Origin of the sequence: Dermabacter sp. HMSC08H10 (assembly GCF_001807585.1) — a bacterium.
Lineage (GTDB): Bacteria > Actinomycetota > Actinomycetes > Actinomycetales > Dermabacteraceae > Dermabacter > Dermabacter hominis.
The window spans coordinates 93,407-107,539 of sequence record NZ_KV789424.1 but is presented as its reverse complement, the minus strand read 5'-3'; the positions used below and the strand labels follow the sequence as shown (position 1 = coordinate 107,539).

Here is a 14,133-nt window from a genome sequence, read left to right as displayed (position 1 = left end):
GAAAACCCCTAAATCACCGCCACCGCAGCCAGCCACAACCAAGACCGCTTCGCTCACGCAGTCCCCACTGCATTCGAGCGTCGAAGACTTAGCTGAAAGCACTTCACCGATGAGCTCCACGAACTCAGGACCTGCTTCGCCGTGCCAGCCGTCTTCGGCTAGCCCGCCCAAGATTCCCCGAAACCTCGCTTGGTCAGTCATCGCGCTACCGCCTACTGCGCCGAGCCCTCGTCGGACTCACGCGCTTGCTCGGCAGCTTCACCCCATCGGCGAAGCATTTGGCCGCGAACGTTAATTTTTTCGTCAGTCGCGGCTCGTAAGGACAATGCGACTTCGTCCCAGGTCGCAGGCCGAACGGAACGCCTTTGGTCCATTGCCCAGTCATAAAGTCCGGGGTAGCCCTTTTGTGTGAGCAGGATGTCTGCAATTCGAGCACTAGTAGTCATAAGGACAGCGGACTACTATTTTTAGTAATCTCGCACCATCTTAAATACAAATTGGTAACGATGCAGTTAGCGCCCACCCTGAGGGTATGTTGACACTGAATCAGGTAGGAATCATAAAGCAAACGGTAGACGAACGAATTTCTGCGGCCACTCGCGCACTGGTAGCACTCCACGGCATGAGGAACGCCGACCTAGCAGATGTGCTTGGCATCGGGCAGAACTCTGTGTTTATGAAGTTGCGCGGCGACTCACCTTGGAAGGCGGCTGAGGTGGCACTGGTGGCGGAATACTTCGGTGTGCCGATCTCTATCATTTTCGATGGGATGGCTGCCGTTAACAATGAAGAAGCCCCCGCTCTTCCGAGCGGGGGCTTCCGTGTCGTGCGCCATCAGGGACTCGAACCCCGGACCCACTGATTAAGAGTCAGTTGCTCTAACCAACTGAGCTAATGGCGCCTAACGAAGAAATACACTACGCCGCTCACTGCCGCCCGCGCCAATCGATCAAGATGTTTTATGCCGAAGCACACATTCAGTGGCGCCGCCTACACTATGGAAGAACGTCATTGCCGGAGCCTAAGGAGTTGAGCGGTGCGGATCGCAGTCACGGGTGCGACAGGCGTCCTCGGGCAAGAAGCTGTCGAGGCACTCGTGGCAGCCGGCCACGAGGTCACGGGCGTGACCCGCCGAGAGCGCGGCATCCCTGTGGTGGAAGGTCGCGGGGCCCATGCCGTCATCGCCGATGTCTTCTCCGCCAATGACCTCGAACGCGCCTTTCGCGGCCACGATGTCGTCATCAATACGCTCGCGAAGATCCCCACGGGCATGGGTGCCCTCCGGCCGTTCGCCTGGCGCGAAGATGACCGCCTGCACCTCGAAGCATCAGCCGCGATCGCAAAGGCGGCAGCACGGGCCGGAGTCAGGAAGCTCATTCAGGAATCCTCGATGTTCATGTACCCCGATAACGGGAACAAGTGGATCAGTGAGGAGCATCCCCTTGCCGTGAAAAACCAGGCATTCAAGCCGCGAGTATGCGAAATGCGCGCTGCCGTCGACTTCGCCGAAAGCGGGCGCAGCGCCGTTGTGCTGCGTCTAGGTCAGCTGTATGGGCGCGACCCCGGCACAACCTACGCCCTTCGCAAGACTCGCGAGGGCGAGGCGGTGCTCCTCGGCAAGCCGAGCGACTACATCACGCTCGTGCACCATATCGACGCGGGACGTGCTTTTCTCGCGGCCCTCGATGCCCGTTCCGGTTTCTACAACGTGGGAGGCGAGCCCATCACACGCGCGAGGTGGGCAAAGGATCTCGGGCGCGAAGCGCGCGCGCAGGGGGACGCAAAATTCTTCCCCGCCGCAACGCAGGCCGTTCTCCCCGCGAAAATGGACGTGCAACGCCGCTCGCTGCGCGTCTCTTCGATCCGATTTATGCGGGAAACCGGATGGCGCCCAACGATCGGGCCGTCGAGCCTCGGCTGGTCGCGCATGTAAAACCTCGCTCCCGCCGACACGTGACATCTGTCAGCTCCTTCTCGTGACAGACCCCGATGGAGGAGTTCTCGAGCCTCGAACAAACTTGAGGCATGAACGACATCGCAGTGGAGCTCACGAAGCTTCGGAAACAGTTTTCCTCAATTGTCGCCGTCAATGACATCGACCTCACAGTCGAGCGCGGCGAGGTTCTCGCTTTTCTCGGACCGAACGGCGCCGGAAAAACGACAACACTCGACATGGTTCTCGGGCTCACAAGGCCTACGTCGGGAAGCATTTCGGTATGCGGAACCACTCCGCGCGAAGCGATCAAAGCAGGAAAAGTCTCGGCGCTTCTCCAAACGGGCGGGCTTCTCGCCGACATTACCGTCGGCGAGACCGTCGATTACATCGCCTCAACCTTCCCAAAGCCGACGATGGGGCGGCGCGCACTCGAGCTCGCTGGCATCGCGGAACTCGCGAGTCGCAAGGTCAAAGCCTGCTCCGGAGGTGAGCAGCAGCGCCTCAAATTTGCCCTCGCACTTTTGCCCGACCCGGAAGTGCTCATTCTCGACGAGCCCACAGCTGGGATGGACGTCTCGGCCCGCCGCACGTTCTGGGATCGCATGCAAGGTGAGGCGAGCTCGGGCCGCACGATTATCTTCGCGACCCACTATCTCGAAGAAGCAGAGCAATTCGCGCGTCGCGTCGTGTTCATTTCGGAGGGCGCAATTGTCGCCGATGGTCCCACGGAGCAGATCCGCGACCTCACCGGCGCAAGGTCGATCCAAGCGAACGTAGAAAACCCAGAGTCGGTCATGGTTTCCCTTCGCGAACGCTTCCCTCACCTGAGCGTCGAGGTCACGGGGGCACACTTGACAACCGTCGCGAGTGAAAGCGACGACGTGGCCCGTTTCCTCCTCTCGCTCGCGGGCGTGAGCAATCTCGAAATTTCACACCCGTCGCTTGAGGACTCGTTTGTTCGCCTCACGAAAGATCGGAAGGACGCCTAATGTTTGCGATCGAACTCAAACGCCTATTCAGGGATCTCGTCACCCTTTTCTACATCGTTGTCTTACCGGTCATCATCTACATTGCCCTCGGCGAGACAAGCAGCTTTGCCGAGGCGAGGATCGGCGATGGTAACGTTGCGATGTCGATCATGGTGGCTATGGCCGCCTACGGTGCCGCGAGTGCAACGGCGGGCATCGCGTCACAAGCCGGCGTCGAAAAGATCCGAGGCTGGGGCCGCCAACTCGGCCTTACACCGCTCAGCGACATGCGCTACATCGCAGTGAAGTCGGCGGTGGGCTCCATCATCGCTGCCCTTCCCATCATCATCATGTTCATCATCGGCGCCTTCACGACAGCCGACGCACCACTCGAAGATTGGATCGTGTCGTTCCTCATCCTGTTCGCGGGATCACTGATGTTCGGCTTTTACGGGCTGATCTTTGCCTTCGCCATGCGTAGTGAAGGCGCAGCGACCGCTTCGACCGGGTTGCTCGTGCTCTTTGGTTTCCTGGGGAATCTCTTCATTCCGCTTAGCGGAACTCTCCTTGAGATCGGGCGCTTCACACCCCTTTATGGCTACGCCATGCTCGCCAAGTATCCCTTCATGCATGGGAAGATGTACTCCATGAATGGAGGTCTCTACACCGATCCTCTGTGGTACGGGCTCGTCAATATGGCTGTGTGGTGCGTGATCTTCACTGCGGCCGCAGTCTTGCTCGCCCGTAAAACTCGCGAAAGGCAGTAATGCTCGAGAATTCTGGAAAGGGAGTCACCGAGAATCGAAGGCGCACGCTTGCCTATGCGATGTCGCTCGTGTGGCTTCTTTTCCTTTCATTTCCACTGCTCACCGCGGTCTACGATGATATTCCGACGGCTTCTCGGATCCTGTCGATCCTCGTGACGGTCGCCTTTGCTGGCCTCTATGCAGGATCGATGATCCGGCATTTTCGTGACCCCGATCGAATTACCGATTCGGTCACGTGGAAGACTGTCGCGTTCATCGCGCTCCTCGTGGCGATGTGCGTCACACAGCTGCTCCTTATTGGCGTCGATGCACTTTCACTCGTCGTGTTCCTCGTCCCCACGACAGTCTTCCTCTTGACGCCACGCTCCGGCTATATCGCCGGAGCGTGCGTCGTGGTCGCGATTCTCGCGGCAAGCCTCCTCACCCGAAACCTCGCAATCCTCTCCTTCGGGATCATCTCTATCGGCGTCTTTTTCAGCTGTGCTGGTTCGGTCTTCTTCACGAAATCAGCAATCGATGATTCCCGCGTCGCGACTCAAGAGGCCGTTCTTGACGAGCGCGAAAGGGTTGCGCGCGACATTCACGACGTTCTCGGGCACACGCTCACGGCGATCGTGCTCAAGTCGGAGCTCGCCGAGCGCCTCGTTGAGAAAGATCCGATCGCTGCTAAGCACGAGATAGCCCTCATTTCACAGCTCTCACGTGAAGGCATCGCCGACGTTCGCGCGACTGTTCTTGGGCTTCGCGTTCGCCAACTGGGCACAGAGCTTGAGCAAGTACGCGAGGTTGCGCACGGTGCGGGGATCGACCTCACCGTGCATGGCGAACCAAACGATGTCGATCCGCGTCACAGGATCCTTTTCGCATGGGCCCTGCGAGAGGCGATGACCAATATCGTGCGCCACGCCAACGCCCAAAATGTCAGCATCACCATGACGTCGCACGGAATCGACATCGTCGACGACGGTGTCGGCTTTTCGGGAACCGTTGGCAATGGGCTCAGAGGCCTTCGCGAGCGCATCGAGTATTCAGGTGGCAAACTCACCCTCCGCGGCGGCAATGACGGAACGAAGGTGCAGGTATCAATGTGATTCGAGTGCTCATTGCCGATGACCAAGCCATGGTGCGCGGTGCCCTTGCTGCTCTCCTTAATCTCGAGGACGATATTGACGTCGTTGCTGAAGCGGCCAACGGTGAGGAGGCCCTCACCGCGGCGGCCTCCACGGCGATCGACGTTGCACTTCTCGACATCGAGATGCCAAAACTCGATGGCATTGAGACGACCGCGGCTCTTCGTGCCCGCCACCCCGACATTCGGTGCCTGATCGTCACGACCTTCGGGCGTCCCGGCTACCTTCGCCGCGCGCTCGATGCCGGCGCACGCGGCTTCGTCGTGAAGGAAACTCCCGCCGAAAAGCTCGCCGAAGCCGTGCGGAAAATCCACGCGGGCCAGCGAGTCGTCGACCCGGCTCTCGCAACGGAATCCCTTTTCGAGGGGGCAAACCCCCTCACCGAACGGGAGCAAGAAATCCTGCGTATTGCCCGCGACGGCGACATAATTTCGAGCATCGCGAAGAAGGTTCACCTGAGCGAGGGAACGGTGCGTAACTATCTTTCCTCGGCGATCCACAAGACCGGCGCCGCGACGAGGGCTGCCGCCGCAAAGCGCGCCGACGAACGAGGATGGCTCTAGAAGGAAAGCAAGCGTCGGGCGACCCTCTCATACGCGCGAACGCGCGTTGACCTCGAACCTATCGAGCATGTCCTCTACCGCGTGGAACGCGTGATGGGAGTAGGCGCCCACCGACCGTTCCTCCTCGAGGGCGAGCCGAAGTGCTTCCAGATAGCGTGTGAAGAGCGCCCAGTAGACATCGCGCGTATCCCTCTCGAGCCGAAGAGCTTCCGTGTTCGTGCGGTTGTTGAGCGCCGCCATTCGCCTTTCAAGCTTCGTGATGACGTGCGCCGGAACCGGCTTGCCGTCGATCGTCTGCTCGGCGAGGGGGCCGAGCTCACGGTTGACCGTCTCCAGCATGCTCCTCACGAGCATTTTTTCCTCGTGCCGCCGCTCATCAATGCCGGGTGCCGCAAGATCTGTTGCGCGAATAACGAACGGGAGCGTCCCCCCGAAGAGCAGCAGCGACCCCACGGCCACGAGGAAGGCGACAAGAATGATCGCGCCGCGATACTCGACGAGCTGACCTCCCGCAACATAGGGAAGGGTTTGGATCGCCGCGAGGGTCACGACTCCTCGCATCCCCGCCCATGCCAGCACGATTCCGCCCTTCGGCGAAATCTGCTCGGTGAGCGCGTATTCGATGTCGGCACGGGTGCGATTGAGCCATCGCGAGCTTTCCGATTCCCAGTTCGAACCGAAGCGGTTACGCGCACGCTGCTCGCCCTTCTCGGTGAGGCCGCCCTTGAGCGTGTGCCCGAGCGCGCGGGCACGGGCCTCGCGGTGATTTGACATCCACACGACAACCGCGACGCCACACGCACGCAGCACGATCAACACGGCGAGCACAACGAGCGCCATGATCCACACGCGCCCCAGGCTTCCACTCACGCGCGAGTCGTTCACGAGCCGCGCCACTTGCATGCCCATGAGAAGGAACACCGCGTGCTCGAGCACGTAGCTCGTAGTTGCCCAGGTCGAGCGGACCATCGCGCGTTCCTCCGCGTTGAGGGACCGCGGCGCAAGATGGGACATCACTACCGCGGTGACGACGACCGCGATCACGCCGGACGCATGCACCTGCTCCGCGGGAACATACGACGCCCATGGGCTCGCGAGAGTCACGATGGTGACAAGCACCGGGTCGTTGAGGCGGCCACGGGCCCAATTAATGACCCGACCGGTCACATACCCGATCGCAAGCCCGCCTGCGACGGCCCACAGGAAGCCGAGGCTCGCTTCAACGAGCGAGAACCCGGTCGCGAGGGTCGCGACCGCCATCCGCATCGTCACGAGAGCGGCCGCGTCGTTGAAGAGGCTCTCCCCCTCGAGCAAAGTCATGAGGCGATCGGGAAGGCCGAGACGCCGGCCGATGCTCGTCGCCGCGACCGCATCGATCGGCGATACCGCGGCCCCGAGTGCGATGGCGAGTGGAAGGGAGATCTCGCAAAAAAGCAGGTGCACGATCACGCCCACGAGGACGGCCGGCACTATGACCATGACGATACTGAGCCACGCAATCGGCTTGAGATTTCGTCGAAGCTCAATCACGGGCACGTTGCGACCCGAGGCGAAAAGAATCGGCGGAAGCACGCCGAGGAGAACCATCTCGTTCGTGAGTTCAACGTCGGGAATCCACGGGGTGAAGCTCGCGACGATCCCGAGCACGAGAAGGAGGAGCGGCGCCGCGATGCCGGTGCGGCGCGAGAAAAGTGCGGAGGCAACGAGGACGGTGAGCCCCACGAGCGCGAGGACGATGAGTTCCATTTATGGCTCTTTCCTCGTGCGCGCGGGGCCCACTGTCATAATGCTCATTTCGCGTCCACCTGCGCGAGGAAGTCCTGTGCGCCGCCCACGAGCTCAATGTGCCCCGTGGGCAGGTCAGCCGTCGCCAGTTTCGCGATCTCTTCCGCGAACTCGCGCACCGAGTACAGCTTCCCGGCCGCCTCGCGACGCGCCTCGAGCGCACCCGGCTCCATGCGGTTGAGGAGTGTTGCCGTGACCGTTCCCTCGATCATGTCGCCCGAGACGACCACGAAGCTCACGCCCTTCTCGCTCATCTCGGGGATGCGCGATGTCAGCTCGTCCTCGCCCGCGCGCTTCGACTTCGCGACCGCGTCGTACGCGTCCATGGTCTCGACATTATTGATGAAGTGCGCCTGGTGGCTCGTCACGAAGATCACGCGACCGCCTGGGTTCATGCGCTTAAGGGCGGCGGTGAGGGCGTTCGTTTGCGCGTCGCGGTTGAGGCGAAGAGCGTAGTTCTCGCCGAGGTCCTTTTCCATGCCGCCCGAGGCGTTGAGCACGAGCAGATCGAGCGAACCGAATTCGTCAATCGCCGTCTGCATGAGGCGTTCGAGATCGTCCTCGTTCGTGAGGTCGGCCCCCACGGCAATGGCGTGACCGCCGGCTTCCTCGATCTCCTTCACGACCTTGTTCGCACGCGGCGCCTTCTGTCGGTAATTCACGACGACGTTGTAGCCGCCCGCGGCAAGGATCTTCGCGGTATCGGCGCCCACGCCTCGCGACGAGCCCGTGATGACGGCGGTCTTGGTGGTGGTCATGAATGATTCCTTCCGTTCGGAGGCGAAATGGGGTCAGAGGTAGAGGCCGGCGACGTCACCCTCGCGCGCGTCTTCGTACACGGCATGCACGTCGCGCTCGCGAAGGAGCACATACACTTTCGCGTCGAGTTCAACCTCGGCACGATCGGCGGGATCAAAAAGCACACGGTCCCCGACGCGCACTTGGCGCACGTTGCTACCGGCGGCGACAACGTTTGCCCACGAGAGCCGAGTCGAAACGTTCACTGTCGCCGGAATGAGAATGCCGGACTTGCTGCGGCGCTCCCCCTCGGGATCGGGCTCCACGAGCAGTCGGTCGTGGAGCATTCGCAGGGGAAGAGCAGGGTTGTCGCTCACTTCTGGCGGTAGTCCCGGTCGAAGTAGTCGCCGTCCTTCGGCGTGCGGGTCACAAGCACGATGGCTCCGGCCGCGATCGCGAGAAGGCCGAGAGCGCCACCGACGAGGCCCGCAACCGGAGCGGGCTTCACGGCGCCGCTATCGGCGACGAAAAAAGACTTCGCGGTATCCGTTGCTTCGTTCTTCCAGCGCTGGATGGCGTTGACGGGGTTGACGCGGTCGAGTAGTTCGTCGATGTCAGCGGCGAGGTTGTCCTGGCGGCGCAGGGCCTCCCCCTTCATGTCCTCGAGGCTTTCCTTCTTCTTTCCCACGAGTTCCTCCCGGGATGTGTCGTCGCATGGTCGTACCGCTCGAGTCTACCGGGCGCCGGCTGGACTTTCACCGCGATGCGTTGGCCGGGTAGGCTAGACGGGTATGCGCACGTGGCGGAATTGGTAGACGCGCTGGATTTAGGTTCCAGTGCCCTCGGGCGTGGGGGTTCAAGTCCCCCCGTGCGTACTCGCTCTTATCTCGACAGCGCCCCGTGCGTTGAGGAGGAATCGATGACCCTGATCGGCCTCGTGCGTCACGGCCAAACCGACTGGAACCTCAACAACATCTTCCAGGGGGCGAGCGATGTGCCGCTGAACGCCACCGGTATCGAGCAGGCCCACCACGCGCTCGACTTCTCCCCCGCACTCCCGTGGGACTTCGTCATGAGTTCGCCGCTCATCCGCGCACGCCGCACCGCTGAGATCATCGCCGCCGACCACAACCTCCGATTTACCGGAGTTCACGAAGGCTTTCGCGAGGTGGATTTCGGGTGGGCCGAAGGTAAGCCGACCGCCGACGCCTACGAAGCGTACCCCCAGCGTGACTTCCCGGGCCGCGAAAGCATCGATGAGGTTCTCGAGCGCGCATGCGCGGCGCTTCGCGATCTTTCATCGCAGCACCCCGATGGGCGCATTCTCGTGGTCGCCCACGGAACGCTCATCCGCTACCTCGTGAGCGCCGTGGCCGAGCGTGACTTCACGTCGCTCCCGAACACCTCCCTCACGATGCTCGAGGTCTCCCCCACGCTCTGGCGAGTCCCTATGATCGCGGGTTATTCGCTTCGTGAACCATTCGAGTGGGCACACGAGGAGGGGGCACTCCCCCGCTTCGATCCCGCCTGGGACGCGCCAAACGGCATTGACCCAGCTACTCTCCCGCTCACCGAGCGCTCCGCACTCGAGGCGTACCGCCCGACAACCGAAAAAGCACCGAGCCACACCACCGAGGAGTCACGATGACGCGCACCGCAGTGGGAACCGAATCCAACTGGTTTGACGACGACGAGATCCGTGAGCTCCGTCGTAAGCTCCCGATCCTCTACATCGACGTCGTCCCCGTTCGCCTCGACCCCTACGGGGCGATCAAGGACATCGGCCTGCTGCTTCGAGCCGACGGCTCCGGGCGCATCATTCGCTCCCTCGTCTCCGGCCGCGTCCTCGTGCACGAGAGCCTTCGCGAGGCCATCATTCGCCACGTCGAGAAGGATCTCGGTACCGTGGCACTTCCGAAGGTCCCCACGTCGATGGTGCCATTCACGGTGGCCGAATACTTCCCTACCCCGGGCCAGTCGCCGTTTGTGGACCCGCGCCAGCACGCGGTTTCACTCGCCTACATCGTTCCCGTCGAGGGCGACTGTGCCCCGCAAGAAGATGCACTGGATCTCGGGTGGTTCGATGCGGCGACGATCCTTGAGTCAGCCGTCATGGATGAACTTGAGCAATCGCATGCGATTCTCGTGCGGCGCGCCCTTGCCGCCGGGGGCATCAACTAACAGCACACGCCTAGCGTCTCAGGCGCGCAAGCGCCCCGCGGGAATCAGATCAGGCTCGCGAGTCTCCCCGCCAACGCGCGAAACGCCTTGCCGCGGTGGCTGATCGCGTTTTTCTCCTCGGCAGTGAGTTCAGCCGACGTCTTCTCGTACCCCTCAGGGACGAAAAGCGGATCGTAGCCAAAGCCTCCCTCACCGCGCGGCGCACGAAGGAGGGCCCCTCGCATCGTGCCGAGCTCGACAACCTCTCGAGCGCTGCCACCGTCGGAATGGGGAATGACCGCTGCGGCCGCACACACAAACTGCGCTCCGCGGTGGGCCGGTGCGATATCGGCGAGTTGAGCGAGAAGGAGGACGTTGTTGGCGGCGTCATCGCCGTGGCGGCCCGACCAGCGGGCGCTAAAGATTCCCGGGCTTCCGCCGAGAATATCAACGGCAAGACCCGAGTCATCGGCGATCGCGATAAGGCCGCTCTCTCGCGCCGCCGAACGTGCCTTGATCAGAGCGTTCTCCTCGAAGCTCACACCATCCTCAACCGGGTCGGTGAGGCCCAATTCGGCACTGGAGACGACAAGAGCCGGGTCGAAGCCGTCGATCGCCCCCGCGAGTACCTCGCGCAGTTCTTTGAGCTTCTTGGCGTTGTGGCTCGCGAGAACGATCTTCGCGTCGGTACTCACTGGCGTTCCTCAAAGGCCGCGAGCTGCATCTGGATCAACTGTTCACAGCCCTGGGAGGCCAGGCCAAGGAGTTGGTTCAGCTCGTCGTAGCTGAAGGGTGCTCCCTCGGCTGTTCCCTGTACCTCAACGAACTCGCCCGAACCGGTCATGACGACGTTCATGTCGGTTTCGGCCTTGACGTCCTCGCGGTACTCGAGGTCAAGCATCGGGGTGCCGTCGATGATGCCGACGCTCACCGCCGACACGGAGTCGCGCAGGACGTCGGCGAGCACCGGGATCGAGGCATGGCGTTTGCCCCACGTGATCGCGTCGACGAGGGCGACATACGCGCCCGTGATTGCTGCGGTCCGCGTTCCACCGTCGGCTTGCAGAACATCGCAATCGAGCTGAATCGTGTTCTCGCCAAGCGCCTTCATATCGACGACGCTTCGAAGCGAGCGGCCGATGAGTCGCGAGATTTCGTGGGTGCGCCCACCGATCTTGCCCTTGACGCTCTCGCGATCCGATCGGCTCCCGGTCGCGCGAGGAAGCATGGCGTATTCCGCCGTAACCCAGCCCGTGCCGCTGCCCTTCTTCCAGCGCGGCACCCCCTCCGTGAAGCTCGCCGCGCACAGCACGCGCGTGCGCCCAAATTCGATCAGGCAGCTGCCTTCGGCGTGGTCAAGCCAACCGCGCGTGATCCTCACGTCGCGGAGCTGATCGACGGTGCGCCCGTCGACTCGGGTGATCTGCTCGGTCATGGCTTTCTCCTCGTTGGTTGCGAGTAGGGAATTAAAGCGTGTAGGTGCGAAGTGACTCGGCGAGTTCGAGAGGACCGTCGAACTCGGCCCTCGCCTCTTCGAGCGGGACTTTGCGATCGGTCCACGGCGGGATGTGGGTCAGCACAAGCTTCTTCACACCGGCTTCGCGCGCCAGAATTCCCGCACGCTTGCCCGTCAAGTGGATGCCCTGGAAGTGGTCGTCGCGCCCCTCAACGTACCCGGCCTCGCACAATAGAAGGTCAACGCCACTTGCGAGAGCCGAGGCGCCCTCGCACACGTCGGTATCGCCCGTGTAGGCGAGTACGGTGTCGCCCACGGCGATACGGAAGCCGAATGCGGGAACGGGGTGCTCCACGGGAACCGCCGTGATGATCGCGCGCCCCGCTTCGATGCTGTCCCCCTCCGATAGCGCAATGAACTCGTAGGGGGCGCGGCTTGCGCCAGGCGGGATGGGGTCGGGATTGCCGGTCGCGGCGCTCAAGCGTTCATCGATACCTTCGGGCGCGAAAACGCGGACCGTCGGGCAGTTGACCAGCGGGTGGTAGGCGAGGTAGACCTCGAGTCCCGCGAGGTCAAGGAAGTGATCCGCATGCAGGTGCGAAATGAGAATGATGTCGATGTGAGACGGGTCGATGACCTTGTGAAGGTTAGAGAGGGCACCATTGCCACAATCGATGAGGATGCGAAACGGCTTACCGCGTTTACCGGGCACGGTCACGAGGTAGCACGAGGCCGGCTCGCCCGGACCCTCATAGCTGCCGGAGCAGCCCACCACTGTCAATTCGATGCTCATGCATTCTCCTCACGGGCGGGGATGGAGGTCGTGTGGGTAATCGCGGGGCCGAGGAAGCGCTGCGAGAGGCGTGCGAAGTTGCTCGTGCGGCCCACGCGCGGCGCCGTCTCAGCGAAGATGTGGCTCGGCGCGGTGGCCGCCGTGCGCATGAGGTTTTCACCCTGAAGTGTGCGGTACACGTCGATTGCGGTTTCTTCCGAGGATGACACGAGCGTGACGTCCGGCCCCATCACGTAGCTGATTACGCCGGCGAGCAGCGGATAGTGCGTGCAGCCAAGCACGAGCGTGTCCACGCCCGCTGCTTTGAGGGGCGCGAGGTACTCTTCCGCGGCAGCGAGGACCTCCTCGCCCGAATCGGTCCCGCTCTCGAGGAACTCGACGAAGCGGGGGCAGGCTGCGGCCTCCACATGAACGTCAAGCGCCGCTGAAAAGGCATCCTGGTAGGCCCCCGACTTCACGGTCGCACGCGTACCGATCACGCCGATTCGCTTGTTGTGGGTCACGGACACGGCGCGGCGCACGGCAGGCTTAATGACTTCGAGCACGGGAACGCTGTAGCGCTCGCGCGCATCGGCGAGAACCGCCGCGGTTGCCGTGTTGCACGCAATCACGAGCATCTTCACGTCGTGTTCAACGAGTTCGTCCATGACCCCGAGAGCGTATTCCCGCACCTTCGCGAGCGGTTTGTCGCCATAGGGCGTGTGGGCCGTGTCGCCGATGTAGAAAAGCTCTTCATTCGGCAACTGATCGATGATCGCGCGTGCGACAGTGAGCCCGCCGATCCCGCTATCAAAAATCCCGATGGGTGAATCGTTCACGCTTTCAATCTATCGACCTGCGCGCTGACCGAGAGTGCTTCGGCCCACCCGTGCAAGGGATCTCACAGGCATCTAGGAGCGAGCGTTCAGAGCCCCGATCAACGTCGCCTGGAGCCACGAGGCGAACTCATACAGTGTTGCGAGGAACTCCAAACCGGCAACTCCCGGCTCGGCCTCAACCTGTTCGAGGTCGTTCGAACACAAAAGCTGGAGCGCTTCGAAGTCACCGTCGTTCTCGATCCCCATGCGGTCCGCGAGAACGAGGCGAATAACATTGAGCGCTTTAAGCCATGAGACCGCATCGGAGCGCTCGATCACGATCTCATCGTGCGGCCCCTCTCCCCCGATGTCTCCGGCAACTTCCAGGCTCGCGCGAAGCACACTCAAGTTCGCGATATGGGCATCGGCGAGGTTGCCCTGCGTGAGCCGCCGATACTCGCCCGCCTCTTCATCGTTCTCGCTCGCGGGCGGGAAAAGCCGCTGGGTTGCGCTGTCGCGCGGGGCCTCCGTCCGCGCGCGCGAGGTTTCAGCCTCGAGCCTCGCGAGCGGATCCTCTGACATCACCTCGCTCGGGCGTTGCCCGTTCTCATCACTCTCGCCGATTTCAAGATCGGCGCGGATGAGGTCGGTAATTTCGCCCGCTACTTGCGCGAGAACGGCGCGCTCTTCCGCTTCGAGCCTGCACATCAGTCGACCGTCGGCCCGCGCGATGAACGAATGCGCCACTACGCCTCCTCGAGGATCGCGAGGAGGCCGAATTCGTGCATCGCACCCACGTGAGATTCAGCGGTCTCTCGCCCGTCGCACGACACGATCGCACGCCCCTGCGTATGGACCTGCATCATGAGCGCGTGGGCCTTGGAGCGGGCGTACCCGAAGTGAGTGCGAAACACGTAGGTCACGTACGTTTGCTCATTCACCGAGTCGTTAAGCACGACGGTGTTCCACTTTCGGTCGGTTTCGGTTCCGACGCTTGCCAGGGACTCGCTCTGGCGGTCTTCGCGCACGGCGTTTCCTCC

18 protein-coding genes and 2 tRNA genes are annotated in these 14,133 nt (G+C 62.3%); 9 read left to right on the top strand and 11 right to left on the bottom strand.

The window, feature by feature from the left end:
• Nucleotides 1-622 precede the first annotated feature (622 nt).
• Nucleotides 623-862: a helix-turn-helix domain-containing protein gene (locus HMPREF3176_RS10015; protein ID WP_167346644.1), complete on the top strand. Its 240-nt coding sequence runs from the start codon at nucleotides 623-625 to the stop codon at nucleotides 860-862.
• Here HMPREF3176_RS10015 and HMPREF3176_RS03305 read toward each other — a convergent pair.
• Nucleotides 828-901 (bottom strand) — tRNA-Lys (locus HMPREF3176_RS03305). The genes HMPREF3176_RS10015 and HMPREF3176_RS03305 overlap by 35 nt on opposite strands.
• 135 nt (nucleotides 902-1,036) lie before the next feature.
• Between HMPREF3176_RS03305 and HMPREF3176_RS03300 the strand changes: the two genes are divergently transcribed.
• From HMPREF3176_RS03300 to HMPREF3176_RS03280, 5 genes are all read left to right on the top strand, one after another.
• Nucleotides 1,037-1,933 (top strand): NAD-dependent epimerase/dehydratase family protein, encoded by an 897-nt coding sequence (locus tag HMPREF3176_RS03300; RefSeq protein WP_070458210.1) that lies wholly within the window; start codon nucleotides 1,037-1,039, stop codon nucleotides 1,931-1,933.
• A gap of 92 nt (nucleotides 1,934-2,025) precedes the next feature.
• Nucleotides 2,026-2,925, top strand: a complete 900-nt coding sequence (locus HMPREF3176_RS03295; RefSeq protein WP_070458208.1) for an ABC transporter ATP-binding protein — start codon at nucleotides 2,026-2,028, stop codon at nucleotides 2,923-2,925.
• Nucleotides 2,925-3,671 carry an ABC transporter permease gene (locus HMPREF3176_RS03290; RefSeq protein WP_070458206.1) on the top strand — a complete coding sequence of 249 codons (747 nt, stop codon included), beginning with the start codon at nucleotides 2,925-2,927 and terminating at the stop codon, nucleotides 3,669-3,671. Before HMPREF3176_RS03295 ends, HMPREF3176_RS03290 begins: the two co-directional genes overlap by 1 nt.
• Nucleotides 3,671-4,762, top strand: coding sequence for a sensor histidine kinase (locus HMPREF3176_RS03285; RefSeq protein ID WP_070458204.1), 1,092 nt, complete (start codon nucleotides 3,671-3,673; stop codon nucleotides 4,760-4,762). Before HMPREF3176_RS03290 ends, HMPREF3176_RS03285 begins: the two co-directional genes overlap by 1 nt.
• Nucleotides 4,759-5,364, top strand: coding sequence for a response regulator transcription factor (locus HMPREF3176_RS03280; RefSeq protein WP_083286212.1), 606 nt, complete (start codon nucleotides 4,759-4,761; stop codon nucleotides 5,362-5,364). The genes HMPREF3176_RS03285 and HMPREF3176_RS03280 overlap by 4 nt, the downstream gene beginning before the upstream one ends.
• 27 nt (nucleotides 5,365-5,391) lie before the next feature.
• Here HMPREF3176_RS03280 and HMPREF3176_RS03275 read toward each other — a convergent pair whose 3' ends face one another.
• From HMPREF3176_RS03275 to HMPREF3176_RS03260, 4 genes are read right to left on the bottom strand one after another with little or no spacing between them, the layout of a single operon-like run.
• Nucleotides 5,392-7,110 (bottom strand): cation:proton antiporter, encoded by a 1,719-nt coding sequence (locus HMPREF3176_RS03275; RefSeq protein WP_070458201.1) that lies wholly within the window; start codon nucleotides 7,108-7,110, stop codon nucleotides 5,392-5,394.
• A gap of 44 nt (nucleotides 7,111-7,154) precedes the next feature.
• On the bottom strand, nucleotides 7,155-7,907 hold the full coding sequence (locus HMPREF3176_RS03270; RefSeq protein ID WP_070458198.1) for an SDR family oxidoreductase: 753 nt from the start codon (nucleotides 7,905-7,907) through the stop codon (nucleotides 7,155-7,157).
• Between the two features lie 33 nt (nucleotides 7,908-7,940).
• Nucleotides 7,941-8,234: a GroES family chaperonin gene (locus tag HMPREF3176_RS03265; RefSeq protein ID WP_210386453.1), complete on the bottom strand. Its 294-nt coding sequence runs from the start codon at nucleotides 8,232-8,234 to the stop codon at nucleotides 7,941-7,943.
• A gap of 26 nt (nucleotides 8,235-8,260) precedes the next feature.
• A complete protein-coding gene (locus HMPREF3176_RS03260; protein ID WP_070458188.1) occupies nucleotides 8,261-8,575 on the bottom strand; it encodes a hypothetical protein in 315 nt (104 codons plus the stop codon).
• A 105-nt stretch (nucleotides 8,576-8,680) separates the two neighbouring features.
• On the opposite strand from HMPREF3176_RS03260, the gene HMPREF3176_RS03255 reads away from it, so the two are divergent.
• The 3 genes from HMPREF3176_RS03255 (at nucleotide 8,681) to HMPREF3176_RS03245 (ending at nucleotide 10,068) form a co-directional block, all read left to right on the top strand.
• A tRNA-Leu gene (locus HMPREF3176_RS03255) sits at nucleotides 8,681-8,762 on the top strand.
• Entirely contained in the window at nucleotides 8,756-9,535 is a 780-nt protein-coding gene (locus HMPREF3176_RS03250; RefSeq protein ID WP_246826644.1) for a histidine phosphatase family protein, read from the top strand. The genes HMPREF3176_RS03255 and HMPREF3176_RS03250 overlap by 7 nt, the downstream gene beginning before the upstream one ends.
• Nucleotides 9,532-10,068 (top strand): DUF4916 domain-containing protein, encoded by a 537-nt coding sequence (locus tag HMPREF3176_RS03245; protein ID WP_070458183.1) that lies wholly within the window; start codon nucleotides 9,532-9,534, stop codon nucleotides 10,066-10,068. The genes HMPREF3176_RS03250 and HMPREF3176_RS03245 overlap by 4 nt, the downstream gene beginning before the upstream one ends.
• A gap of 44 nt (nucleotides 10,069-10,112) precedes the next feature.
• Here the strand turns inward: HMPREF3176_RS03245 and rdgB are convergent, their stop codons facing one another.
• From rdgB to clpS, 6 genes are all read right to left on the bottom strand, one after another.
• Nucleotides 10,113-10,742, bottom strand: coding sequence for an RdgB/HAM1 family non-canonical purine NTP pyrophosphatase (gene rdgB, locus HMPREF3176_RS03240; protein WP_070458181.1), 630 nt, complete (start codon nucleotides 10,740-10,742; stop codon nucleotides 10,113-10,115).
• On the bottom strand, nucleotides 10,739-11,482 hold the full coding sequence (gene rph / locus HMPREF3176_RS03235; RefSeq protein WP_061211655.1) for a ribonuclease PH: 744 nt from the start codon (nucleotides 11,480-11,482) through the stop codon (nucleotides 10,739-10,741). Before rph ends, rdgB begins: the two co-directional genes overlap by 4 nt.
• Nucleotides 11,483-11,513: 31 nt before the next feature.
• Complete coding sequence (locus HMPREF3176_RS03230) at nucleotides 11,514-12,296, bottom strand: MBL fold metallo-hydrolase (RefSeq protein WP_061211654.1); 783 nt, start codon at nucleotides 12,294-12,296, stop codon at nucleotides 11,514-11,516.
• A complete protein-coding gene (gene murI, locus HMPREF3176_RS03225) occupies nucleotides 12,293-13,114 on the bottom strand; it encodes a glutamate racemase (RefSeq protein ID WP_016664953.1) in 822 nt (273 codons plus the stop codon). Before murI ends, HMPREF3176_RS03230 begins: the two co-directional genes overlap by 4 nt.
• A gap of 72 nt (nucleotides 13,115-13,186) precedes the next feature.
• A complete protein-coding gene (locus tag HMPREF3176_RS03220) occupies nucleotides 13,187-13,840 on the bottom strand; it encodes a DUF2017 family protein (RefSeq protein ID WP_070458178.1) in 654 nt (217 codons plus the stop codon).
• Nucleotides 13,840-14,121, bottom strand: coding sequence for an ATP-dependent Clp protease adapter ClpS (clpS, locus tag HMPREF3176_RS03215; protein ID WP_061211652.1), 282 nt, complete (start codon nucleotides 14,119-14,121; stop codon nucleotides 13,840-13,842). Before clpS ends, HMPREF3176_RS03220 begins: the two co-directional genes overlap by 1 nt.
• Nucleotides 14,122-14,133 lie beyond the last annotated feature (12 nt).

Excerpts from the sequence above, each read along its gene's own strand:
- HMPREF3176_RS10015 (WP_167346644.1), top strand. The coding sequence starts at position 623 with ATGAGGAACGCCGACCTAGCAGATGTGCTTGGCATCGGGCAGAACTCT.
- HMPREF3176_RS03295 (WP_070458208.1), top strand. The coding sequence starts at position 2,026 with ATGAACGACATCGCAGTGGAGCTCACGAAGCTTCGGAAACAGTTTTCC.
- HMPREF3176_RS03290 (WP_070458206.1), top strand. The coding sequence starts at position 2,925 with ATGTTTGCGATCGAACTCAAACGCCTATTCAGGGATCTCGTCACCCTT.
- HMPREF3176_RS03285 (WP_070458204.1), top strand. The coding sequence starts at position 3,671 with ATGCTCGAGAATTCTGGAAAGGGAGTCACCGAGAATCGAAGGCGCACG.
- HMPREF3176_RS03275 (WP_070458201.1), bottom strand. The coding sequence starts at position 7,110 with ATGGAACTCATCGTCCTCGCGCTCGTGGGGCTCACCGTCCTCGTTGCC.
- HMPREF3176_RS03270 (WP_070458198.1), bottom strand. The coding sequence starts at position 7,907 with ATGACCACCACCAAGACCGCCGTCATCACGGGCTCGTCGCGAGGCGTG.
- HMPREF3176_RS03265 (WP_210386453.1), bottom strand. The coding sequence starts at position 8,234 with ATGCTCCACGACCGACTGCTCGTGGAGCCCGATCCCGAGGGGGAGCGC.
- HMPREF3176_RS03245 (WP_070458183.1), top strand. The coding sequence starts at position 9,532 with ATGACGCGCACCGCAGTGGGAACCGAATCCAACTGGTTTGACGACGAC.
- rph (WP_061211655.1), bottom strand. The coding sequence starts at position 11,482 with ATGACCGAGCAGATCACCCGAGTCGACGGGCGCACCGTCGATCAGCTC.
- HMPREF3176_RS03230 (WP_061211654.1), bottom strand. The coding sequence starts at position 12,296 with ATGAGCATCGAATTGACAGTGGTGGGCTGCTCCGGCAGCTATGAGGGT.